This is a genomic window from Mycobacterium colombiense (assembly GCF_001665835.1).
In the GTDB taxonomy this organism is placed as follows: Bacteria; Actinomycetota; Actinomycetes; order Mycobacteriales; family Mycobacteriaceae; genus Mycobacterium; species Mycobacterium colombiense_A.
Window position 1 is genome coordinate 1 of sequence record NZ_LZSX01000057.1, and the last position, 21,606, is coordinate 21,606.

The 21,606-nt window shown below is 68.9% G+C and carries 19 protein-coding genes and 1 pseudogene; 9 read left to right on the plus strand and 11 right to left on the minus strand.

The features are described from left to right. The 4 genes and pseudogenes from A5760_RS27300 to A5760_RS11250 form a co-directional block, all read left to right on the plus strand. Positions 1 to 324: pseudogene (locus tag A5760_RS27300) on the plus strand (hypothetical protein); the annotation flags it as partial. A 176-nt stretch (positions 325 to 500) separates the two neighbouring features. After that, positions 501 to 1,613: a DUF7159 family protein gene (locus A5760_RS11240; protein WP_064880650.1), complete on the plus strand. Its 1,113-nt coding sequence runs from the start codon at positions 501 to 503 to the stop codon at positions 1,611 to 1,613. 164 nt (positions 1,614 to 1,777) lie between these two features. Continuing rightward, entirely contained in the window at positions 1,778 to 3,235 is a 1,458-nt protein-coding gene (locus A5760_RS11245) for a DUF7159 family protein (RefSeq protein WP_419538237.1), read from the plus strand. A 201-nt stretch (positions 3,236 to 3,436) separates the two neighbouring features. Next, the gene (locus A5760_RS11250) at positions 3,437 to 4,762 is read left to right on the plus strand and encodes a UDP-glucose dehydrogenase family protein (protein ID WP_064880652.1); all 1,326 of its coding nucleotides are present in this window, start codon (positions 3,437 to 3,439) and stop codon (positions 4,760 to 4,762) included. Positions 4,763 to 4,905: 143 nt separating this feature from the next. Here the strand turns inward: A5760_RS11250 and A5760_RS11255 are convergent, their stop codons facing one another. Then, positions 4,906 to 5,577 carry a class I SAM-dependent methyltransferase gene (locus A5760_RS11255; protein ID WP_064880655.1) on the minus strand — a complete coding sequence of 224 codons (672 nt, stop codon included), beginning with the start codon at positions 5,575 to 5,577 and terminating at the stop codon, positions 4,906 to 4,908. 148 nt (positions 5,578 to 5,725) lie between these two features. Between A5760_RS11255 and A5760_RS11260 the strand changes: the two genes are divergently transcribed. From A5760_RS11260 to rfbA, 3 genes are read left to right on the plus strand one after another with little or no spacing between them, the layout of a single operon-like run. Further along, positions 5,726 to 6,481: a maleylpyruvate isomerase family mycothiol-dependent enzyme gene (locus A5760_RS11260; protein ID WP_064880657.1), complete on the plus strand. Its 756-nt coding sequence runs from the start codon at positions 5,726 to 5,728 to the stop codon at positions 6,479 to 6,481. Between the two features lie 29 nt (positions 6,482 to 6,510). After that, complete coding sequence (locus A5760_RS11265) at positions 6,511 to 6,882, plus strand: nuclear transport factor 2 family protein (RefSeq protein WP_064880789.1); 372 nt, start codon at positions 6,511 to 6,513, stop codon at positions 6,880 to 6,882. A gap of 27 nt (positions 6,883 to 6,909) precedes the next feature. Beyond that, positions 6,910 to 7,785 carry a glucose-1-phosphate thymidylyltransferase RfbA gene (gene rfbA / locus A5760_RS11270; protein ID WP_064880659.1) on the plus strand — a complete coding sequence of 292 codons (876 nt, stop codon included), beginning with the start codon at positions 6,910 to 6,912 and terminating at the stop codon, positions 7,783 to 7,785. Here rfbA and A5760_RS11275 read toward each other — a convergent pair. From A5760_RS11275 to A5760_RS11295, 5 genes are all read right to left on the minus strand, one after another. Next, positions 7,727 to 8,992, minus strand: coding sequence for a YibE/F family protein (locus A5760_RS11275; RefSeq protein WP_064880792.1), 1,266 nt, complete (start codon positions 8,990 to 8,992; stop codon positions 7,727 to 7,729). The genes rfbA and A5760_RS11275 overlap by 59 nt on opposite strands. Before the next feature lie 32 nt (positions 8,993 to 9,024). After that, the gene (locus A5760_RS11280) at positions 9,025 to 10,317 is read right to left on the minus strand and encodes a pyridoxal phosphate-dependent aminotransferase (RefSeq protein WP_064880661.1); all 1,293 of its coding nucleotides are present in this window, start codon (positions 10,315 to 10,317) and stop codon (positions 9,025 to 9,027) included. A gap of 31 nt (positions 10,318 to 10,348) precedes the next feature. After that, the gene (locus A5760_RS11285) at positions 10,349 to 13,378 is read right to left on the minus strand and encodes a (Fe-S)-binding protein (RefSeq protein ID WP_064880663.1); all 3,030 of its coding nucleotides are present in this window, start codon (positions 13,376 to 13,378) and stop codon (positions 10,349 to 10,351) included. A 252-nt stretch (positions 13,379 to 13,630) separates the two neighbouring features. Then, positions 13,631 to 15,307 (minus strand): Hsp70 family protein, encoded by a 1,677-nt coding sequence (locus A5760_RS11290; RefSeq protein WP_064880664.1) that lies wholly within the window; start codon positions 15,305 to 15,307, stop codon positions 13,631 to 13,633. Between the two features lie 134 nt (positions 15,308 to 15,441). Further along, complete coding sequence (locus A5760_RS11295; RefSeq protein ID WP_064880794.1) at positions 15,442 to 15,984, minus strand: hypothetical protein; 543 nt, start codon at positions 15,982 to 15,984, stop codon at positions 15,442 to 15,444. Positions 15,985 to 16,062: 78 nt separating this feature from the next. Between A5760_RS11295 and A5760_RS11300 the strand changes: the two genes are divergently transcribed. Next, a complete protein-coding gene (locus A5760_RS11300) occupies positions 16,063 to 16,713 on the plus strand; it encodes a DUF1345 domain-containing protein (RefSeq protein ID WP_064880667.1) in 651 nt (216 codons plus the stop codon). Positions 16,714 to 16,722: 9 nt separating this feature from the next. Here A5760_RS11300 and A5760_RS11305 read toward each other — a convergent pair whose 3' ends face one another. From A5760_RS11305 to A5760_RS27780, 3 genes are read right to left on the minus strand one after another with little or no spacing between them, the layout of a single operon-like run. Next, a complete protein-coding gene (locus A5760_RS11305; RefSeq protein WP_064880669.1) occupies positions 16,723 to 17,457 on the minus strand; it encodes a hypothetical protein in 735 nt (244 codons plus the stop codon). Then, positions 17,457 to 18,017 carry an LpqN/LpqT family lipoprotein gene (locus tag A5760_RS11310; protein ID WP_064880670.1) on the minus strand — a complete coding sequence of 187 codons (561 nt, stop codon included), beginning with the start codon at positions 18,015 to 18,017 and terminating at the stop codon, positions 17,457 to 17,459. Before A5760_RS11310 ends, A5760_RS11305 begins: the two co-directional genes overlap by 1 nt. A gap of 11 nt (positions 18,018 to 18,028) precedes the next feature. Continuing rightward, the gene (locus A5760_RS27780; RefSeq protein ID WP_064880672.1) at positions 18,029 to 19,237 is read right to left on the minus strand and encodes a hypothetical protein; all 1,209 of its coding nucleotides are present in this window, start codon (positions 19,235 to 19,237) and stop codon (positions 18,029 to 18,031) included. 160 nt (positions 19,238 to 19,397) lie between these two features. Between A5760_RS27780 and A5760_RS11320 the strand changes: the two genes are divergently transcribed. Continuing rightward, positions 19,398 to 19,931 carry a DUF488 family protein gene (locus A5760_RS11320; protein WP_419538238.1) on the plus strand — a complete coding sequence of 178 codons (534 nt, stop codon included), beginning with the start codon at positions 19,398 to 19,400 and terminating at the stop codon, positions 19,929 to 19,931. On the opposite strand, the gene A5760_RS11325 is transcribed toward A5760_RS11320, so the two are convergent. Together A5760_RS11325 and A5760_RS11330 are read right to left on the minus strand one after the other, a co-directional pair. After that, the gene (locus A5760_RS11325; RefSeq protein ID WP_419538239.1) at positions 19,928 to 20,485 is read right to left on the minus strand and encodes a hypothetical protein; all 558 of its coding nucleotides are present in this window, start codon (positions 20,483 to 20,485) and stop codon (positions 19,928 to 19,930) included. The genes A5760_RS11320 and A5760_RS11325 overlap by 4 nt on opposite strands. Before the next feature lie 168 nt (positions 20,486 to 20,653). Then, positions 20,654 to 21,604 (minus strand): amidohydrolase family protein, encoded by a 951-nt coding sequence (locus A5760_RS11330; RefSeq protein WP_082279440.1) that lies wholly within the window; start codon positions 21,602 to 21,604, stop codon positions 20,654 to 20,656. Between the last annotated feature and the right edge of the window lie 2 nt (positions 21,605 to 21,606).

Below are 21,606 nucleotides of genomic sequence, written 5' to 3' on the forward strand. Positions count from 1 at the left end.
CCGCCCACCCCCGGTCCGCCCGTCCAGGCGCAGCCCAAGATCGAACCGCCGCGGCCGCTGGCCGCGCCGCGCCCCATCGCGCCGCCGGCTCCCGCCGCCCCGGCCCTACCGGTCCTGCCGCCGCCCGTGTTCGTTCCGCCGCCCCGGCTGCCGGTGCCCGGGCTGGGTGGTGGCCACGGGCCCTTCGGCGGCCACGGTCCGTTCGGCGGCGGTCACGGGCCGTTCGGTGGGGGCCATGGCTTCGGCGGCGGCCACGGTTTCGGCGGTGGTCATGGTTTCGGCGGGGGACATGGTTTCGGCGGTGGTCATGGCGGCCACCGATAGCGTGTCGCGGTTCACCCGCCTGTCGGACGGGGCGCGCTAGGCTGGCGTATTGGGGTGTGGCCGCGGCCAGAACTCTTCGTACGTCCGGCTGACTCTCAAATCGCGAGGCCCCGAGGTGGTGGCACCGCAGCTGTCCTGGCATGGCGCAGCAACCAATTGGACGATTTGGAGGAGCGATGGACGTCGTACTCGGCGTGTCTATGGCACCTGAGACGGTCCGCATGGTGCTCATCGAAGGTGAGGCTGCCGGCGGGGTAACGGTCGATCAGGACGGTTTCGATGTCGCCGGCAACGAAACCCCCATCGCCGCAGCGAATCACGTGGTCTCAGCCATCCTCGGCACCCGCGAGAGCGCGGCCCAGGGTGGGTACCGGCTCCGATCCAGCGGGGTGAGCTGGACCGATCCCGTCAAGGCGGCGGCGCTGCGAGACGTGTTGGCGGCCCGCAAGATTGAGAACGTGATGCTGGTCTCGGCGGTCATGGCCGCCGCGGCGCTGGCGCAGGCCATGGGCAGCGCAACCAACTGGGCGCGCACGGTGTTGCTGCTCGTCGAGCCGGGCAGCGCGACTCTGGCGGTCGTCGACACCTCGAAGGGGACCGTCACCGACGTGCACCGGCACCCACTACCCGGCAGCGAGGACGCCGCACTGGCGAAGCTGACCGCGATGGTGTCGGGCGCCGAGTCGATGAGCGCGCGGCCCGATGGGGTGTTTCTGGTCGGCTCGGAGGTGGACATCCCGTCGATCAAGCCGACGATCGAGGCCGCGACCGCGCTGTCGGTGACCACGGCCGAGGAACCCGAGATGGCGCTGGCGCGGGGCGCCTCGCTGGCCGCGGCGAACGCGAAGTTGGGAGCGCCGCGCACTGTCTCGATGCCGCCCGCGCAGACTTCGTCGGCCGCTGCGATCGACCTCGCCTACAGCGCTGTAGACGACCCGGCCTCCGACGCCCACCCAGCCGCCGACGTGCGGCAGCGGCGCAGCCGCAAGTCGATCTTGACGATCGCCGCCGTGGCCGCGGTCTTCGTTGGCGGCCTCGTGGCATTGGCGCTGGCACTGACCGTCGGCATTGGGCCGCACCCAGACCAGCAGCCCGACGTCAGCACGAACGTCGTCGCCCCGCAGAATCCGGACGCCGGTCCGCCGGGCCCGCCCCCGCCATCGGACGCGCCGTCGGCCCCGCCGCAGGCCCCCGCGCCGTCGCCGCAGCCCTCGCCGCATTCCGGTGACCATCAACGCTGGGAGGACTGGCTGCACCGCCACCTGGGTACGCAAATTCCGTCGCCGTAGCCCGCTCGCGGCCCATCCCGGGCCGCCACCCGGGCGGCGAACGCGCGTAAAATCGGGTCGTTAGGGGAATACCGGTGGGGACTCAAGCGACGTTTCGCGCCACCACATCGTGCGACGAGCCCGCCCCCACCGTGATTGACTAGCAAACGACTATTGGAGGAGCTTTGGACACCGTACTTGGCGTGTCGATGGCCCCGACGGCAGTCAGGATGGTGCTGGTCGAGGGGGAAAACGGCGACGGTGCTACCGTCGATGAAGACAATTTCGATGTCGCCGCGGCCGCAGATGCAGCAACGGTAACCGCCTCGGACCAGGTAATCTCGGCCATCTTGGGGACGCGTCAGGGCGCAGCAGAGGGCGGCTACCAACTGGCGTCGACCGGGGTCACGTTCACCGACCCCCTCGAGGCCGCCGCGCTGCGCGACAAGCTGGCCGCCCACAAAGTCGAAAATGTGATGCTCGTCTCGGCCTTCCTGGCCGCGGCGGCGCTGGCGCAGGCGGTCGGCCACCAGACCAACTACGCGCAGACCGCGCTGCTCTACATCGAGCCCGACACCGCCACGCTGGCGGTCGTCGACAGCGCGGACGGATCCATCGCCGACGTTCAACGGCAGCCCCTCCCCGATGACGACGAGGCGGCGGTCGCCCAGCTGGCCGCGATGGTCTCCAGCGCGGAGAACTTGGAGGCCCGCCCGGACGCCGTGTTCGTCGTCGGATCCGGGGTCGACATCCCGCTGATCAAGCCCGCTCTGGAGGCGGCGACCACCCTGCCGTTGACGGCGCCCGAGGAACCGGACACGGCGCTGGCCCGCGGCGCGGCGCTGGCGTCGGCGAATGCCCCACTGTTCTCGTCGTCCACCGCGGCACTTGCGTACGCGCAGGACCCCGGCACCGGTGCGATCAACCCGTTCGCCCTGGCGCCGGGCTACTTGGCAGTCCAGGGCGAGGCCGACGCGGACGGTCTCGCGTACAGCGCCGTGCCCGACGACCCGGACGAGTTCTTCACTGGTTCGCAGACCGCCGCGACCGAGCTGGTCGACGCCGACTACCACGAGCGCAGCTCGTTCCGGCTGGTGGGAAGCACGGTGGCAGCAATCTTCGTCATCGGCGTCGTGGCACTGGTGGTGTCGTTGGCCATCGCCATCCGGCCGACGGCCAGCGTCCGGCCGAACCCGAACCAGAACGTCGTGGTCGCGCCCACCCGGCCGGCTCCCGCTCCCGCGGCGCCGGCCCCCGTGCAGGCACCCGCGCCGGCGGCACCCGCCCCGGCTCCCGAGGCCGCTCCGCAGGCACCCGCTCCGGCGCCGGCGGCTCCGGCCCCGGGGGCCGCCGACCCGGTGCCGGCGGCTCCCATTCCAGTGCCCGAGGCACCCGCTCCGGCGCCGGTGGCTCCGCCGCCTGCTCCGCCCGCGGTTGCGCCAATCCCGGTGCCCATTCCGCTGCCGATCCCGGGCCTTGGTGGTGGGCCGGGCTTCGGTGGACCCCCGGGAGGCGGCCACGGCGGCGGTGAGGGAGGACACGGCGGCGGCGGCTTCCCCGGGTTCCCCGGCGGTGGCGGTGGCCATGGCGGCGGCGGCTTCCCCGGGTTCGGCGGAGGTCACGGCGGGTTCGGTCGCCACTAGTTGTGATGGTGGCGACCCGCTTCGCCCGGCTACGCCGCGCTCGCGATCACCACGAGTTGTGATGGTGGTGACCCGCTTCGCCCGGCTACGCCGCGCTCGCGATCGCCACGAGGCCCGACGGCGGTCACCTGTCATCTTCCGTTTGCCTCCCGCTTAACCCTGCGATGCAATTAGCTCATCGCGACCACCTACACCGGTTGTATGCGATGCACGGTGTTTGGCACGGGTTACCTCGGTGCCACCCATGCGGTTGGGATGGCGGAACTCGGACACGACGTGCTCGGGGTCGATATCGACCCGGGTAAGGTCGCCAAGCTCGCCGGGGGCGACATCCCCTTCTACGAGCCCGGCCTGCGAAAGCTGTTGAAGGAGAACCTGGCCGCGGGTCGGCTGCGGTTCACCACCGACTACGACATGGCGGCCGACTTCGCCGACGTGCACTTCCTCGGGGTGGGCACACCGCAGAAGAAGGGCGAGTACGGCGCGGATCTGCGCCACGTCTACGCCGTCATCGATTCGCTGGTGCCGCGGCTGACGACGTCGGCTGTGCTGGTTGGCAAGTCGACGGTCCCGGTGGGCACCGCGGCCGAGTTGAACCAACGAGCGGCCGCGCTGGCACCGGCTGGTGTGGACGTCGAAATCGCCTGGAACCCAGAGTTTCTGCGCGAGGGCTACGCCGTGCAGGATACCCTTCACCCGGACCGGATCGTGCTGGGAGTCAAGCAGGATTCGACGCGCGCCGAGGCCGCCGTGCGCGAGCTGTACGGTCAGCTGCTCGAGGCCGGGGTGCCGTTCCTGGTGACGGACCTGCAGACCGCGGAGCTGGTCAAGGTTTCCGCCAACGCCTTTCTGGCGACCAAGATTTCGTTCATCAACGCCATTTCCGAGGTATGCGAGGCCGCGGGCGCCGACGTCAGCCTGCTGGCCGATGCGCTCGGCTACGACCCCCGGATCGGACGCCAATTCCTCAATGCCGGCTTGGGTTTCGGCGGCGGATGCCTGCCCAAGGACATTCGCGCGTTCATGGCGCGCGCGGGCGAGCTGGGGGCCGACCAGGCGCTGACGTTTTTGCGCGAGGTGGACAGCATCAACATGCGCCGCCGCACCCGAATGGTGGAACTGGCCAGCGCCGCCTGCGGTGGCTCGCTGCTGGGTGCCAACATCGCGGTGCTCGGTGCGGCATTCAAGCCCGAATCCGACGATGTGCGTGACTCACCCGCGCTGAACGTCGCGGGTCAGCTGCAGCTCAACGGCGCCGCGGTCAACGTTTATGACCCCAAGGCGCTGGACAACGCGCAGCGGCTGTTCCCGACGCTGAACTATGCCGTCTCGGTCGAGGAGGCCTGCGACCGCGCGGATGCGGTGCTGGTGCTCACCGAGTGGCGCCAGTTCGTCGACATGGACCCCGACGACCTGGCCGACCGGGTGCGCGCCCGTGTCATCGTCGACGGCCGCAATTGCCTGGACGTCGCCCGCTGGCAGCAGGCGGGCTGGCGGGTCTACCGCCTGGGCGCGCCGCGACCCTAGTCGCAAAGTCAACCACTACGGGCTTACTTTCAGCCCGATTGCAAACGCTTCCTGGCGGTTACATCAGATTGAACGCAAGGGATTTTACCCAGGCGGTCGACGGCCAGCACACGGTGCGCGAAATAGAATGCGGCACAACGAGATTAGTCGGCTCCCCGCGTGTGACCCGCCCGGGCACGCAACACCGCGCGCTGGTACTCGCCACCGTCGTCGGAAACCTCGACGTCAACCTCGTCGAATCCGGCTGACCGCAGCGCGTCGACAACCGGTGCGGGGTCGGGGATCTCGCGGAAGGGCAGGCTGGCCGCCACGTCCTCAGCGTAGTGATGCCCCGCCACATGCGGGTTGAGCGAAACGTCGGCGATCAACAGCCCACCCGGGGCCAACACCCGGCGCCATTCCGCGAAGGCCCGCTCCGGCTCGAGTACGGTCCAGATGAAATGTCGGGCCGTCACGGCGTCGAAACTCGCGTCGGCGAACGGCAGCTTCTCGGTGACGCCCTCCACGAACCTGACGGCCATCCCGCCCTCGGCGGCCTTGGCGCGCGCACGCGCCAGCATCGCCTCGGACGCGTCGACGCCGGTCACCTCGTGGCCGAGCCCGGTCAGCAACAGCGCCACAAACCCCGTGCCCGTGGCGACATCGAGCACCCGCGACGCCGCGGGGATCGGGCTCAGGGCCTCCGCCCACCGTCGGCGTTCGGGCTCCGAGGAGATGCCGTGCGCGGTCCGCTGGTCGTACTCGAACCCCTCACGCTCCCAGAACTCGCGGATCGCCGTGCGGGCGACCGGAAGGCTCGCATCGTCATCGGGCATGAGCACCTCTCGGAGACAAGGGCATTCGGCGACCCCGGCGGGCGGCATGCCTGGACGAACCCGACATCCAAGTCTGCAGTGCGCACAATCGTCATCGCAAGGCACGTGGGAGCGGAGGGCGACCGTCCCGGCGGGTAACCTGACGCGGGTGGACTATGCCGGAGCATTCCTCGACGAGAACCGGGCCTTCGCGGAGCTTTTTCAGGATGCCGACGAGTCCACGCCGGTGCCCACCTGCCCGGACTGGACCTTGCGGCAACTGTTCCGCCATGTCGGCCGCGGCGACCGCTGGGCGGCGCAGATCGTCCGCGACAAACTCGACAGCTACCTCGACCCGCGCACGGTGGAGGGCGGCAAGCCGCCGCCCGATCCCGCCGGCGCGATCGCCTGGCTGCACGGCGGCGCCCAGCGGCTGATCGACGCCGTCGAGCTGACCGGGGTCGAAACACCGGTTTGGACGTTCCTGGGGTCGCGCCCGGCGAACTGGTGGGTCCGGCGCCGGTTGCACGAGGTCGCGGTGCATCGGGCCGACGCCGCGATCGCGTTGGGCAGCGAGTTCACCCTGGACCCCGACGTGGCCGCCGACGGCATCACCGAATGGCTGGAGCGGGTCGCGATCCAGGCGGGCGGCCAGGGGGCGCCGCTTCCGCTCGAGGAGGGCGACACCCTGCACCTGCATGCCACCGATCCCGGCCTGGGTGAAGCGGGCGAGTGGACGATCGCCGTCGAGGAGGGCCGGATCGTCTGGTCGCACCAGCACGGCAAGGGCAGCGCCGCGCTGCGCGGTGGCGCCACCGAGCTGCTGCTGGCGATCCTGCGCCGGCGGCCGGTGGCCGACACGGGCGTCGAGCTGTTCGGCGACGACGCCGTGTGGGAGCGCTGGTTGGACCGTACGCCTCTCTAGCCGCGGGGCCGCACGGTAACTTGCACACCATGACCACATCGGAGATCGCCACCGTTCTGGCATGGCACGACGCCCTCGACACCGCCGACATCGACACGTTGATGGCGTTATCCAGCGACGACATCGAGATCGGCGACGCGCACGGCGCCGCGCAGGGCCACGAAGCGCTGCGCAACTGGGCCTCGTCGCACCGGGCGAACACGCAGCTCGGTCAGATGTACGTGCACGACGGCGTCGTCGTCGTCGAGCAAAAACTGGGAACCCCCGATGTGCCGGGGGAGGCCACCAACGCGCTGGCGTTCCGCGTTGTCCGTGACCACGTCACGTCGGTGTTCCGGCACGACAGCGTGGCGTCGGCGCTGGCGGCCACCGAGCTCACCGAGTCCGACGCCATCGAATAGGGCCCATCAACGCATTAGGAGCTATCCATGCGCGGCATCATCCTGGCCGGCGGGTCGGGCACCCGCCTGCATCCGATCACGACGGGCATCAGTAAGCAGCTGCTGCCGGTATACGACAAACCGATGGTCTACTACCCTCTGTCCACCCTGATGATGGCGGGAATCCGCGACATCCTGGTGATCACCACCCCGCACGACGCGGCCGGATTCCAGCGGCTGCTGGCCGACGGCTCGCAGTTCGGCGTCAACATCACCTACGTGGCGCAGGAAAGGCCCGATGGTCTGGCCCAGGCTTTCGTGCTCGGTGCCGACCACATCGGCAACGAGCCGGTGGCTTTGGTGTTGGGGGACAACATCTTCTACGGCCCGGGGCTGGGCACCAGCCTGAGCCGCTTCCAATCCATCAGCGGGGGAGCGGTTTTCGCCTACTGGGTGGCCAACCCGTCGGCATACGGTGTCGTCGAGTTCAGCAACGACGGCACGGCGCTGTCGCTGGAGGAAAAGCCCAAGACGCCGAAGTCGAACTACGCGGTGCCGGGTCTGTACTTCTACGACAACGACGTGATCGAAATCGCCAAGGGCCTCAAGAAATCGGCGCGCGGCGAGTACGAGATCACCGAGGTCAACCAGATCTATCTGAACCGGGGCCGGCTCTCGGTCGAGGTGATGGCCCGCGGCACGGCCTGGCTGGACACCGGGACGTTCGACTCGCTGCTGGACGCCAGCGATTTCGTGCGCACCCTGGAGCGACGGCAGGGCCTGAAGGTCAGCGTCCCCGAGGAAGTGGCGTGGCGGCGAGGCTGGATCACCGACGACAAGCTGGCCGAGCGTGCGCACAGCCTACTCAAGTCCGGCTACGGCGGCTATCTGCTGGATCTGTTGGAGCGGAGCCGGTTTCAGTAGGTTTGGCCAGCACCGCGGCGATCGCCGTCGTCAGCGGCACCGACAGCGCCAGCGCCATGCCGCCCACCGCCGAGCGGGCGATCTCGATGGCCACGCTCTCGCTGGTCAGCACGTCGGTCAACGAGCGGTTGGCGACACTGAACAGCAACAGCAGCGGCAGCGAACTGCCGGCGTAAGCCAGCACCAGCGTGTAGACCGTGCTGGCGATGTGATCGCGGCCCACCCGGATGGCGCCCAGAAAGATCGCCCGCCGCGAGCCGCCGAGATGGGCGAGTTCGAACACCGTCGAGGCCTGCGTCACCGTCACGTCGTTGAGCACACCCAGCGACCCGATGATGAACCCGGCGAGCAGCAGGCCGCCGATCGACACATTGCCCAGATAGGCGCTGACGGTGCTGTTCTGTTCGTCCGACAGCCCGGTCAGCTGCGCCAGTTGTATTGCCGCCCACGATAATCCGGCGGCCAGCAGTAGGGCCGACAGGGTGCCCAGCAGCGCGGCGCTGGTCCGCAGGTTGACCCCGTGCGCGAGGTAGATGACCGCGTACAGAATGGCCGCCGACGCAACCAGCGCCACTGGGACCGCGGGTGCGCCGTCGCGCAGCGCCGGCAGCAAAAACATCACCAGCACCAAGAACGCGACCACGATGCCCACCAGCGCGAGCAGCCCGCGCCACCGCGCCACCGCCACGACCACAACCGCGAACGCGATCGCCAAACCGGTTAGCGCCCAGCCACGTTCGAAGTCGTAGAACGCGTAGCTGGTGGCGCCCTGGTCATCGACCTGGCGGACGAGCCGAATATGGTCGCCCACCGCGAATTTCGGCTGGCCGGGGCCGGGGGAGGACTCCAGCAGCGTCTGGGCCCCGGCGTTGGGGCCGGAATCGATGGAGACCTGGGTCAAGACGCAGCGTCCCGCCCCCGGCGGGGCCTGCTGCGGCGCGCCGGTGAGGACCTGACTGACCGACGGGCTGCCGCAGTCGCCCGTTTCGCTGGACAGCACGTGCCCGGCCTGCGTGCTCACCGCGCCGCCGGCTGCGTTCTGCAGCGGCATCGGGATGTCGACGTGCTGTCGGCTGGGCCAGAGCACGATGGCGCCGACGGCCACCGCCACGCCGATCGCGACCAGTAACCCGACGACAATCCTGGCGGGCAATGGATCAACGGCGGACGGGCCCGACGGCCTGCTGTGCGAGTGGGAGTGCGTCACCCGGTCCACCGTAGAGGCGGCCGCGCGCGGGCTTACGTTCGATAGCCGACGAGGAAGTTGCCCAACCGCTCGATCGCGGCCGCCAGGTCGCGGGCCCACGGCAGCGTGACGATGCGCAGGTGATCCGGTGCCGGCCAATTGAAGCCGGTGCCCTGGGTGACCAGGATCTTCTCCTGCAGCAGCAGGTCGAGGACGAGCTGTTCGTCGTCGTCGATGTCGTAGACCTCGGGGTCCAGCCGGGGGAACGTGTACAGCGCACCGTCCGGCTTGACGCAGGACACCCCCGGGATCTCGTTGAGTTTGGTCCACGCGACGTCGCGCTGCTCGAGCAGCCGGCCGCCGGGCAGGACCAGGTCGTCGATGCTCTGGTGGCCGCCCAGGGCCACCTGGATCGCGTGCTGCGCCGGAACGTTGGGGCATAGCCGCATGTTGGCCAGCAGGTTGATGCCCTCGATGAAGCTGCTTGCGTGGTCCTTGGGCCCGGTGATCGCCAGCCAGCCGGCCCGATAGCCCGCCACCCGGTAGGCCTTGGACAGGCCGTTGAAGGTCAGGCACAACATGTCTGGCGCCAGCGTGGCCAGGTTGATGTGTTTGGCGTCGTCGTAAAGGATCTTGTCGTAGATCTCGTCGGCGAGCAGCAGCAGCTCGTGCTTGCGCGCGAGATCGACGATCTGGGTGAGGACTTCGCTGGTGTAGACCGCGCCGGTCGGGTTGTTCGGGTTGATCACGACCAGCGCCTTGGTGCGGTCGGTGATCTTGGACTCCATGTCTGCGATGTCCGGCTGCCAGCCCTGGGTCTCGTCGCACAGGTAGTGCACGGGCGTGCCGCCCGCCAGCGAGGTCGACGCCGTCCACAGCGGGTAGTCCGGCGACGGGATCAGCACCTCGTCGCCGTTGTCGAGCAGGGCCTGCAGCGTCATGGTGATCAGCTCGGACACCCCGTTGCCCAGATAGACGTCGTCGACGTCGAACCGGGGGAAGCCGTCGACCAGCTCGTAGCGGGTCACCACCGCACGGCGGGCGGGCAGGATGCCCTGCGAGTCGGAGTAGCCCTGGGCGTACGGCAGGGCCTGGATCATGTCCCGCATGATCACGTCGGGCGCCTCGAAGCCGAACGGGGCCGGGTTGCCGATGTTGAGCTTGAGGATGCGATGCCCCTCGGCCTCCAGCCGCGCGGCCTGCGCGTGCACCGGCCCGCGAATCTCGTACAGGACGTCCTGAAGCTTCGACGACTGCGCGAAACTGCGCTGCGGCCGGTGATGAGCCGACGCGTGCAGAGGCAGCTGATGGGTGGTCACACCACTAATGGTGCCATCACTGTCCACTGAAATTTGCTGTCGGCGCCAAATCGTTAGCTCAGCGCTTGCCCGGCGGACGCGCCCCACGGGCAATGCCCAGGCCTTTGACGGGTGGCTGCGGCGGCGCGTCGTCGCCGTCGGTCTGCTTTGCCGGCTCCGCTTTCGGCGCCGGCTCGGCTTCGGCTTTGGGAGCCTCAGCCGGTTCGGCGGGCGCGGCCTCGGCCTTGGGTGCCTCGGCCTTCGGGGCCGCCTTCTTGGCGCCCGGTCGCTTGGCTCCCGCGGCGATGCCCAGTCCCTTGACGGGAGCCGCGGGTGCCTTGGCTTCTTCCTTGGCCTCGGTCTCGGCGGCGGGGGCCGCTTCGGCGGCGGGGGCCGCTTCGGCGGTCGCCTCGGCCTTGGGGGCCTCGGCCGCCGGTGCGGACTTCTTGGCGCCGGGACGCTTGGCGCCCGCGGCCAGACCCAGGCCCTTCACCGGTGCGGCGGGTGACTTCGCTTCGCCGCCGGCCTCGGCCGGTGTCTCGGCCTTGGCGGTCTCAGCCGCTGGTGCGGCCTTCTTCGCGCCGGGCCTCTTGGCGCCGCCGGCGATGCCCAGGCCCTTGACCGGGGCGGCCGCCTGCGCGGTGGCCTCGCCGGCCGGTTCGGCCGCCGCCTTCTTCGCGCCGGGCCTCTTGGCGCCGCCGGCGATGCCCAGCCCCTTGACCGGGGCTGCGGCGGCCTCGGACTTCGGGGCCGCCTCGGCCTTAGCGGGTGCCTCCTCGGCCGGCGCCTCGGCGGGTGCGGTCGCCGTGGCGGTCGAGGCCTTGGGCGCTGCAGCCGCCCGCGCTTCGGCCCTTTCGGAGGCCTCCTTGGCGGCCGTGCCCTTCTCCGGCAGCGTCGCCTTGTCGTACTCGAGGGACCCGAGCAGGATCTGTGCGACGTCGAGCACCTCGACACCGCTGCGGCCGGCCTCTTCCTGACGGTCGTTGACGCCGTCGGTGACCATCACCCGGCAGAACGGGCAAGCGGTGGCCACGGTCGCGGCCCCGGTGGCCAGCGCCTCGTCGACGCGCTCGTGGTTGATCCGCTTGCCGATGTGCTCTTCCATCCACATCCGCGCGCCGCCGGCGCCGCAGCAGAAGCTGCGCTCGGCGTTGCGCGGCATCTCGGTCAGGTTCGCCCCCGCGGCCCCGATCAGCTCGCGCGGCGCCTCGTAGACCTTGTTGTGCCGGCCCAGGTAGCAGGGGTCGTGATAGGTGATGTCCTGCGACACCGGGGTGACCGGCACCAGCTTGTTGTCCCGGATCAGCCGGTTGAGCAGCTGGGTGTGGTGCAGCACCGAGTAGTTCGCGCCGAGCTGGCGGTACTCGCGGCCCAGGGTGTTGAAGCAGTGCGGGCAGGTGACGACGATCTTGCGGTCGACGGTCTCGGTGCCCTCGAACAGCCCGTCCAGGGTCTCGACGGCCTGGGCGGCCAGCTGCTGGAACAGGAACTCGTTGCCCGAGCGGCGTGCGGAGTCGCCGTTGCAGGACTCGCCGGTGCCGAGCACCAGGTACTTCACGCCGGCGATGGCCAGCAGCTCGGCGACGGCCTTGGTGGTCTTCTTGGCCTTGTCGTCGTAGGCGCCGGCGCAGCCCACCCAGAACAGGTACTCGAACCCGTCGAAGCTGTCGACGTCCTCGCCGTAGACCGGTACGTCGAAGTCGACCTCGTCGATCCAGTTGGTGCGGTCCGCCGCGTTCTGGCCCCACGGGTTGCCCTTGGTTTCCAGGTTCTTGAACAGCACCGACAGTTCGGAGGGGAACTCCGACTCCATCATCACCTGGTAGCGGCGCATGTCGATGATGTGATCGACGTGCTCGATGTCCACCGGGCACTGCTCGACGCAGGCGCCGCAGGACACGCAGGACCACAGCACGTCAGGGTCGATGACGCCGCCCTGTTCGTCGGTGCCGACCAGCGGTCGGGTGGCCTGCTCCGGGCCGGAGCCCATGACGCGGCCGAAGCCCGACTCGGGAACGTGGTGGGCCTCGGCGTGCTTCTCGCCGGACAGTTCCTCGCCGACTCCGCCTTCCGGCGTGTTCTCGAGGGGGCTTTCCTTATCGCCCAGGATGTAGGGCGCCTTGGCCATCCAGTGGTCGCGCAGGTCCATGATGACGAGCTTGGGCGACAGCGGCTTACCGGTGTTCCACGCCGGGCACTGCGACTGGCAGCGCCCACACTCGGTACAGGTGGCGAAGTCCAGCATGGCCTTCCAGCTGAAATCCTCGACCTTGCCGCGACCGAATGTTGCGTCGTCGGGCGGGTTTTCGAAGTCGATCGGCTTGCCGTCGTATTCCAGCGGCAGCAGCGGGCCGAGCCCGTCGGGCAGTCGTTTGAAGATGACGTTGATCGGGGCCGTGAAGATGTGCATGTGCTTGGAGTGCAGCACGATGATGAGGAACGCCAGCATGACCAAGATGTGCAGCAGCAGCGCGGTCGTTTCGATGATCTCGTTGGCGGGCTCGCCCAGTGGTCGCAGGATGGCGCCGAACAGTTGCGACAGGAAGGCGCCGTTGCCGTAGGGCAGCGTGCCGTTGTTGACGGCGGCTCCGCGCACGAACACGTAGGTGAAGACCACGTTGAAGATCATGAACAGCACCAGCCACGCACCGCCGGTGTGCGAGCCGTAGAACCGTGACGAGCGGCCGATCTCGCGCGGGCTGCGCATCAGACGGATGATGGCGAAGGTGACGATGCCGAGGAAGACCGCGGTCGCGAAGAAGTCCTGCAGGAAGCCCAGCGCGTCCCAGCGCCCGATGATCGGGATGTGGAAGTTGTCCTGGAACAGCAGACCGTAGGCCTCGATGTAGACCGTCAGCAGGATGAAGAAGCCCCACATCGTGAAGAAGTGCGCCAGGCCGGGGATGGACCACTTCAGCAGCTTGCGTTGACCGAAGACCTCGGACATCTCGGCCCAGACGCGTTTGCCGGGTTCGTCGGTGTGTCCTGGGGCCGGCTTGCCAGACGTGATCAGCTTGAACAGCCACAGGACACGCCGTGCGGCGAGTGCGGCCACGACCAGCGTCATGCCCATGCCCACGATCAGCCTGATGAGCATCTGCGTTGTCACGGAAGGTCTCCCCAATGCATAGATAATTCGGCCTGTGCTTATTTGCCTGCTTAAGCCCCGCTCATAGTTACATCTTCGCGGCTTTCGGCGCGAGAAAGGCTGCCCTAACTTGCCGTTCGCCTGTGCCTCTGGCCTGCTGGTTAATACCCGCTAACCGGATGTGACGCTTCTCGGAGTGATGAGCGCCACCAAAATTTCGTTAAATGACCCTTTTGCGGAGCCCTTTGCCGACCCGGGGGGTAATTCGACCCGTCAGCGCCCGAACGGCGGTTGGAAGATGGGCGGTACGGGCCGCGACCGCGTGGTCGTCGGCGCCGCGGTGGTGGTCGCCTGCGACGTCGTGGTGGGCGCGGCGGTCGTGGTCGTCGTGGTCGGCGGTGCCGTGGTGGTCGTGGTCGATGGCTCCGGCGCGGGCGTCGTGGTGGTGGCCGGCGCCTCGCTGGACGGTGGCGGCGGTGCGGGGAGCACGGTGACGGTGGTGCTGTCGTTCGGTCCGGTGATGGTCACCGTCTGCGACGGTTGGCTGGGCGGCGACGTGGGAGCGACCGGGGTGGACTTGGTGAGCAGCAGGTTGATCGCCAATATCAGGGCCACCAGCACCGCCGCGCCCGCTCCGGCCACGCTCAACACCAGCGCCGTGCGTTTGTACCAGGGCAGTTTCCCCTGGCCGGCGGCGTAGCGGCTGCCGGTCGCGTCGTCGAATTTCCTTGCCTCATTGGCGTACTCGCCCGTGGCGTCGCGGCCGGTGTAGGGCACCGGCTCGTCGTTGTCCGCGTCCTGCGACCAGGCCAGGGCGTCATCCACGTCGGTGGCCCGGGCCGCCCAGGCGGCCTGGGTCATGTCGAGCCCGGTGGTGCCGACCATCTCGGTCGGTGTCTCCACGGCGGCGGCCGCAGCGGTCGGGGCTGCCCCCGACGCGTAATGCGGGCCGAGCGCCGCCGCACCCAGGGCGGCGCTGAGCGCCGGCTGGGCGGTGCTGTGTACCGGCACCCCGAAGCGCTGCCCCAACCGCGCCTTGAGCAGTGGAATGTTCGCGCCACCGCCGGCGATCGCCACGGCGCTCAGCCTGGCGTTCGGAATTGCGTTGCGCCGCAACGACTCATCAACCGACGACAGGAAACGGTCCAGCGGAGCGGAGATGAGTTGCTCGAATTCGGTGCGGGACAACTGGGCACCGTCGCCGGACGCCCCGGCGATGGTGCCCACCGCGGCCGTCGACAGTTGCTCCTTGGCGCGCCGGCAGGCGCCGAGCAGGCGGGCCTGCGAACCGACCCGCGCGGTGCCGCCAAGCATGGCGGTGCTGACGTCGGAGGCGAGCAGGTGATCCAGGATGAGCTGATCGATCGCGTCACCGGAGAAATCGGTGTACCGCGTGGCATGCGCGACAGGCGCAAAGCCGGCCTTGGCGTCCATCAACGTGACGGTGGTGCCGCCCGCGCCGAAGTCGCAGAGCGCGATAACGCCGTCGGCCCGGAATCCCGGCGTGCCGCGCAGCGCGGCGAGCGCGGCCGTGGCGTCGGACACCAGCATCGGCGCCACCCCACCGCGCGCCAGGTCGGACTGGACGAAGAACTCCTCGCGCAGCGCCGCGAACTGGTCGTCGGACCAGTAGGCGGGCACCGCGATGGTGATCGGTGTCCCGTAGCCGACCGCGCGGGCCATGGCCTCGATCGCCTCGACCGTCAGCGCCGCACCGAGGTACTTGGTGCCGTCGGCCGCCACCAACGGCGCGCGGTCGCCGACGCGTTCGACGAATCCGCGCAGCACCAGACCGGGTTCGGTCAGGTTCGGATTCTCTTCTGGCAGGCCAACTTCGGTGGGCCGCTGTTCGAACAGGGTCAGCACGGAGCTGCGGGTTATCGGAGCGCTGCCCGCGCGGGCGGCAACCAGGTTGGCCACCCCGATCGATAGCCCGAGCGACTCGCTCATCTGCTACACCCCTGTGTCAGTCGTCCCGTTGCCGTCGCACGCTGATCCTCACCGTAGCGACCGTGGATTGCAGCGAGTGTAGGGCTTCGCCGGCGGTGCGCGGTGGAACCGTGATCGGGTCTGCCACCGAATCGCTAACGCAGGCCCGGCGGCACCGTGACCGGATTCGGCACCCCGGGAATGGTGATCACCGACGGCAGCTGCGGCACATGGTGGTGATGCGTGGGTTGCTGCGTCTGTCCCCCGGTGGGCTGCTGCCGCGTCGGCGGCTGCGCCGGCGGCTGTTCGGCGCTGCTGCTGGGCGAGGACGTGGTGGTCGTGGTGGTCGTCGGGGTCGTCGTCGTGGTGGTGGTGCTTGTCGGCGTCGTCGTTTTGGGAACGTGCGGGACGGTCTGCTGTCCGTGAATGAGCTCGATGATGCCGAAGATGATCAACGCGATCAGGATGACGACGGAGACCAGCCAGGCGATCAGCATTTTGGGCTTGCGATACCACGGGGTCGGCTCGGCTTCCTGGTCAAACGGGTCGACGTCGCCGGATTGCTCGGATCCCTCGGGCGGGTTCGGCGCGGTGCCGACCGGCGGAATCTCGCCGGTCGGTGGCTGTTCGGCCGCACCGAAGTCGCCATGCTGCGTCGGCTGGTTGTGGAAGTCGTCGCGTGGGCCATTGGATGCCACGGCACCGATGGTACTGACCGCACCTGCCAATCTGTTGATGCCAACCCTGCGCGACGCGTTGGTGGTTAGGTCGAGGTCGTGGATTCCCTGGTGAAGCTGTTGCGAGATACGGTCGCGGTCCGGATATCAGTCTGCGTGGCCCTCGGAGTCGCCGTCGCTGTCGTGGTGGGCAACACGGTCGGTTGGCGTTATGCGCTGGCCGGCTGGATCGCCACCGCGGGAATGTATGCGGTGTGGACGCACCTCAGCCTGCTCGGCATGGACGCCGAGCAGACGTGTCGATGGGCAACGCGGGAGGATCCGACCCGGTGGGTCGCGGACGCGGTCATTCTGTCGGCGAGCGTGGCGAGCCTGGGCGGCGTCGGCTACGTGGTGGCCGCGGGTTCACGCTCGGGCCATGAAGCCTTGGCGGCGGCCGTCGTCGGCGTCCTGACCGTCGCGGCGTCCTGGGTGGCCGTGCACACGCTGTACTCGGTGCACTACGCGCGGCTGTACTACTCGGATGACCCGGGCGGCATCAACTTTCACGACCCCGAGCCGCCCCGCTTCCGGGATTTCGCCTATCTCGCCTTCACCGTCGGCATGACCTATCAAGTGTCGGACACCGAGATCGGCTTGGCGTCGATCAGGGCCACGGTCTTGCGCCATGCGCTGGTGTCCTACCTGCTCGGGGCGGTGGTCCTGGCGGTGACGATCAATCTGATCGCGGGGCTGGGCTCCAAACTCTGATCGACGCGGTCACACGCCTGTCGTGGGACTTGCTCGAAGAATCCCTTCGATCCGATCCAGCAGGTCGCTCGGGTCGTCGCGGGCGCCGTCTCTCCAGGCGATGAGTGCGTTGACGAGGTTGACCGGCTGAACAGTCAGGCGTAGGCCGAGCATCACGGTCTTGGCGGTGTCACCGCCGGCATCCACGGGTCGGTAGGCAATTCCGACTTGCAGCGAGTGACCACCCCGCGGCTGCGGGATGAGCTTGGGCTCGATCGACTCGACCAGCTCACGCCGGATTTCGGTCAACTCGCTCTTTCGCTCGGCCAACCGCACGGTCAACGCCGTCCGGGTGATGCGGAGAAGGCAGCGACGCCACATGCGAACGATGCCGTATCCGGTCAGCGGGGTCACGCCCAGGATGAGGATGCCGGTGAAACGAAGCCACGCCGGATTGCCGGGCGCATACCCCGCCGCAAGAGAGGTGACCCCCAGCAGCGGGACGAGCACGAGCGCGATGTACGCGTTGCCCTCGTACCACGGGATGTAGCGGCAGACGATCTCGTCGCCGTTCCGGCTGACCCCGGCACGGAAAATCCGGCGCTGCCCCCCGACCAGGATGGTGGTTCCGGTCACGGCGACGCCGAGAGGCAGATACCAGGTCGATCCGACCAGCACGTTGATGCCCGCCACCAGGCACAGAAAACCCGCGAACGAGTAGCGCAGCACCCGCCCCCAACCGCCCTTCGCCCCGCCGCCGGCCATCAGTGACTGTCCCGCTTTGCGATTACCGGGGCGCGGTGCTGGCCGGCGGGCGCGGGGACTGCCGCCGGACCCGGTCGGACCTTCAGCCAGATCTGTGCCCTGTCCACCGGTGAATTGTGCAGCGCGGTCACCGTCAATTGCGCGATCAGGGTCTCCTGTTCAGCCGTGATGATCCTCGATCGTGACACGCTGTCGACGGTGCCGAGTTCGTGCGCGATCTGCATCGCGAGTAACCCCGCGCTCCCGGCGCCCTCGGTGGCCGCGGCGAGTTCACGGCGCAGCTCACAACAGCCCGGCACCGTCTGCATCTGCTGCTCAACCAGCATCGCGAACACTTCGGCGGGGTCCAAAGCGGCCTCGACACGATGCATCGTCAACACCGCGTTGGCGCAGAACACGTCGATGCACGGATCGCTGCGACAGACCCACACACGGGCTCCGACCGCCGAGTCGAAGGGTTCCCAGCCCGGCGGTACCCCCACATCCACCACAAACCCGACAAACCGGTCGACCGGGGAAACCGAGACGCCGGACTCCTGCACAAACTCATCGAATCGCATCGAACGTGCACCTATCCGAACCCGAAGACCGATTCCACGCCGTGCACCGCACTACCGACCGCATCCGCGACCGGGTGCCAGGCCGCTTCGACGCCTTTGGATGCCAGGTAGCTGGCGACCGCTCCAGCACCGGCGCCGACCACCAGGCCAACCGCGGTCCCCGCCCCCGGGACGACCGATCCGACCGCTGCACCGATCTCCGCACCCGCCCATAGCCCGGCGGCGACACCCACACAGTCCCGGGTGACGGCCTCCGGCACGGAGTTGCCGTCATGGATGTCGGACATGACGGCGGGCACCGCGCTGGCCGCGGCAACCACCCCGCCGATACGGGAGAATCCCTTGATCTCGACTCCACCGACCTTTGGATCCTCCAGCCACTTCAACAAGCCCGGGTCGGCCTTTCCGGGACCCGTGCCGGGAGACTCGGCGATCAGGTTGGTCGTCGCCTGACGCACACCGTCGGCGGTACCTCCGGCCACCGCGCCCGCACCCGCGATCGCCGCGTCCCCCGGCGTCGGGGTCAACTTGGGGCCCCCGCCGGGCGGCTCGCCCGCTGCCGGGTCGGGTCCCGCCTGGCCCGGTCCTGCCGGGCCGGGTCCCGCCTGGGGACCGACGGAGTCATATCCGTCTGCGTGCAGGGTCCCCATCGCGTTCTGAAACGAGCCCGAGTAGCCGTCTCGCGTCGCCTGCAGCTGCGTCAGGGCGTCCTTGGTGTCACCAACGGCGTCGTCTTCACATTTGGCGATAAGCGCTTCCAGCGCATCGAAGTCGGCCTGGCTGAGATCGTCGTCGTCTTCCATCTCGTCGGCTTCGCCGATGAGATCGTCGAGGTTCTGCAGCTTTGCTTCCAGCGACGCGATCTGCCCGGCCGCGGCTTTTTGTGCCTCGGCCAAAGTCGCGGCGATGTTCTCCAGGTCCGCACCGATCTTCGGTATCAGCAACGACTGCGCCCCAAGGGCTTTCGTCACCCGCTGTACTTCGTCGGAGCCGGTTATCGGATGATCGCCATTCTGGTGGTTCCAGGCGGCCTCGAAGCGGGTGCGGGCCTGCTCGAACGCGTCGTTGGCCTCTTTTGTGCATCGGCCGGCGCGACGAAACGCTTCGGCCAGATTCGAAATCTGCAGCGGGCTGCCTGCCTGCAGGCTCGCATTGATTGCCCAGGGGTCGCCGCCGGCCGCGCCGATCAGCGCCGGGATGCTGAGATATCGCAGCTGCATGGAATCGTCAGCTGCTCGCCCGACTGCTGATCAATCCCGTTCGCATCGCCACCCCTCCCGAGCTCATGGGCAAGATTACTGACGCGGGCTCGGTAATCAATTCACCGCGCACTCCGGCGGCGCCACCGCCTATCCCGGGCATGCTGTCCTCATGGAGCGCGTGCTGCTGACCGTGGGGCACGGGGCGGCCGACCGGGAGCGGCTGGCGCAGTTGCTTGCCGGAGCGGGAGTTGCGCTGGTGGTGGATGTGCGGCGATACCCGGCCAGTCGGACCAATCCGGACGTGCGGCGCGAGGCGCTGGAATGCTGGCTGCCGCAATCCGGCATCGACTACCGGTGGGAGCCCCGCCTCGGCGGACGGCGGCATGTCGCGGCCGGAGAACCGGAGCCGGACAGCTGGTGGACGGTGGCCGCGTTTCGGGCGTACGCCGCATACACCCGGACGCCGGAGTTCGACGCGGCGCTGGACGAGGTCCTGGCCGATGCGAGCCGGCGCGCCACGGCGGTGATGTGCAGCGAGAGCGTCTGGTGGCGCTGTCACCGGCGGCTGATCGCCGACGTGGCGGTGCTCGGGCGCGGGGTGCCCGTGCGCCACCTCATGCCGGACGGCCGGCTCAGTCCTCACCGCCCCGCCGACGGTGCCCGCCGCCGCCCCGACGGCCACCTGGTCTGGGACAATTGCGTTCAGGCCTAGAACGTGTTGACCTTCTCGACGCTGACGAACATGCCGTGCTTGGTCTGGTCGTTGGTGAAGCGGGTGCCGTCGGCGTTGGCGATAATCGTCCAGCCCTGCGCCGCGTAGGTCTTGTAGTCGATGGTGACGGTCGGGATGGCCCCCAGGTTGCCCAGCACCCACTGCACCTTGCCGCCGGTGTTGATGCTGACGCCGTTGGCGTGCTCACCGTCCTGCAGCGGGGAATTGGTGAACGGCGCCTCGCAGCCGACGGTGTCCTTGTTGATCTGGCAGCGCGTGACGCCGGATTTGGTCTCGATGAAGACGTAACCGTTCTGGTCGGGCGGCAGCGGGATGGCGCCCGCCGGATTGGTCGGGTTGCTCGGCGCGGCGGACGGGCCCGGGGCCGGGGCGGCGGTGGCCGAGGGCGGTGTGGACCTTGGGGTGGGGAAGGAAGGTTCGGTGGGTCCCGCTCCGGGCGAGGCCACCGGCCGGCCCCCGATGATCGAGCTGCAGCCCGACACCAGTTCCGAACCGCCCACCAGGGCTACAAGCAGCAGCGAACCACCGGCCAGGCTTCGCCGCGCATTCTCCGAAAACCGCACCCGCCGCTCCCCAGACGATTCGATCAGCGGCACTCAGGTTACGCACCGTGAAGCGAAAGTCGCTGCCCTGGCGCAGCTATCGATACCGAGCCGATGACCCAGGTTTATCACCGCGTGACCGACCGTCGGACCAGCGCGCTACAGCCCCAACAGCTTTTCGGCGTTGCGGTGGCTGATCGCGGCCCGCTCATCGTCGGATAGCGGCAAGCCGTCGAGGAAGGCGCGGGCCTCGACCATCGACCCGAACGGGTAATCCGCGGAGAAGGCCACGCGCTCGATGCCCACCTGCGCCACCAGGTTCGCGTACGTCGCGGGGTCGTTGAAGTTGGCGAACGTGTAGTGAAAGTTCTCCCGCAGGTACGAACTCACGGGGTGCTGCAGACCGGTCAGGTCCGGTTTCAGCGTGGCGTCGAACCGCGGCAGCATGAACGACGTCGCCTCGCCCATGTGCCCGATGATCATCTGCAACGACGGGTGCCGGTCGAACACGCCGCCGAGGATCATGCGCAGCGCGTGGGTGGCGGTGTTGATGTGCCACCCCCAGCCCACCGTGGCCAGCGCGAACGTGACGGGCTCGGCGAAGCCGGCGTAGCTGGATTCGATGACGCCCGCGGGCGGGATGGTCGGATGCAGGTAGATCGGTGCCTGCAGCTCGGCCGCGCGGGCCAGGACGGGCTCGAAGAACGGGTCGTCGAGGTAGCGGCCCCGGCTGTGCCCGTTGATCACCGCGCCGGGAAAACCGAGCCCGCGCACCGCCCGCTCGAGTTCCTCGGCCGCCTGGTCGGGGGCGCTGGTGGGCAGGGTGGCGAAGCCCGCCAACCGATTTGGGTACCGCTGCACCGCCGCGGCAAGCTGGTCGTTGCAGTCGCGGGCCAGCCGCACCGCGTCGTCGGGATCCAGCTGCTCCACCCCGGGCGCGGCCAGCGACAGCACCGCGAGGTCCACCCCGGCCTCGTCCATCGCCGCGATCCGGCCGTCGCCGAGATCGCTGGCCGGTTCCACGATCCCGGGCCGCGACGCCAGCCAGGTACCCGGGCCTTGTAGGAATTCCGTTGTGGCGTAATGCTCTTCGAGAGCGATGACACGCATCT

What these genes read in the sequence shown, in the direction of transcription:
- A5760_RS11240 (WP_064880650.1), top strand. Translation starts at nt 501, where the DNA reads ATGGACGTCGTACTCGGCGTGTCTATGGCACCTGAGACGGTCCGCATG.
- A5760_RS11250 (WP_064880652.1), top strand. Translation starts at nt 3,437, where the DNA reads ATGCGATGCACGGTGTTTGGCACGGGTTACCTCGGTGCCACCCATGCG.
- A5760_RS11255 (WP_064880655.1), bottom strand. Translation starts at nt 5,577, where the DNA reads ATGCCCGATGACGATGCGAGCCTTCCGGTCGCCCGCACGGCGATCCGC.
- A5760_RS11265 (WP_064880789.1), top strand. Translation starts at nt 6,511, where the DNA reads ATGACCACATCGGAGATCGCCACCGTTCTGGCATGGCACGACGCCCTC.
- rfbA (WP_064880659.1), top strand. Translation starts at nt 6,910, where the DNA reads ATGCGCGGCATCATCCTGGCCGGCGGGTCGGGCACCCGCCTGCATCCG.
- A5760_RS11290 (WP_064880664.1), bottom strand. Translation starts at nt 15,307, where the DNA reads ATGAGCGAGTCGCTCGGGCTATCGATCGGGGTGGCCAACCTGGTTGCC.
- A5760_RS11305 (WP_064880669.1), bottom strand. Translation starts at nt 17,457, where the DNA reads ATGGCCGGCGGCGGGGCGAAGGGCGGTTGGGGGCGGGTGCTGCGCTAC.
- A5760_RS11310 (WP_064880670.1), bottom strand. Translation starts at nt 18,017, where the DNA reads ATGCGATTCGATGAGTTTGTGCAGGAGTCCGGCGTCTCGGTTTCCCCG.
- A5760_RS27780 (WP_064880672.1), bottom strand. Translation starts at nt 19,237, where the DNA reads ATGCAGCTGCGATATCTCAGCATCCCGGCGCTGATCGGCGCGGCCGGC.
- A5760_RS11330 (WP_082279440.1), bottom strand. Translation starts at nt 21,604, where the DNA reads ATGCGTGTCATCGCTCTCGAAGAGCATTACGCCACAACGGAATTCCTA.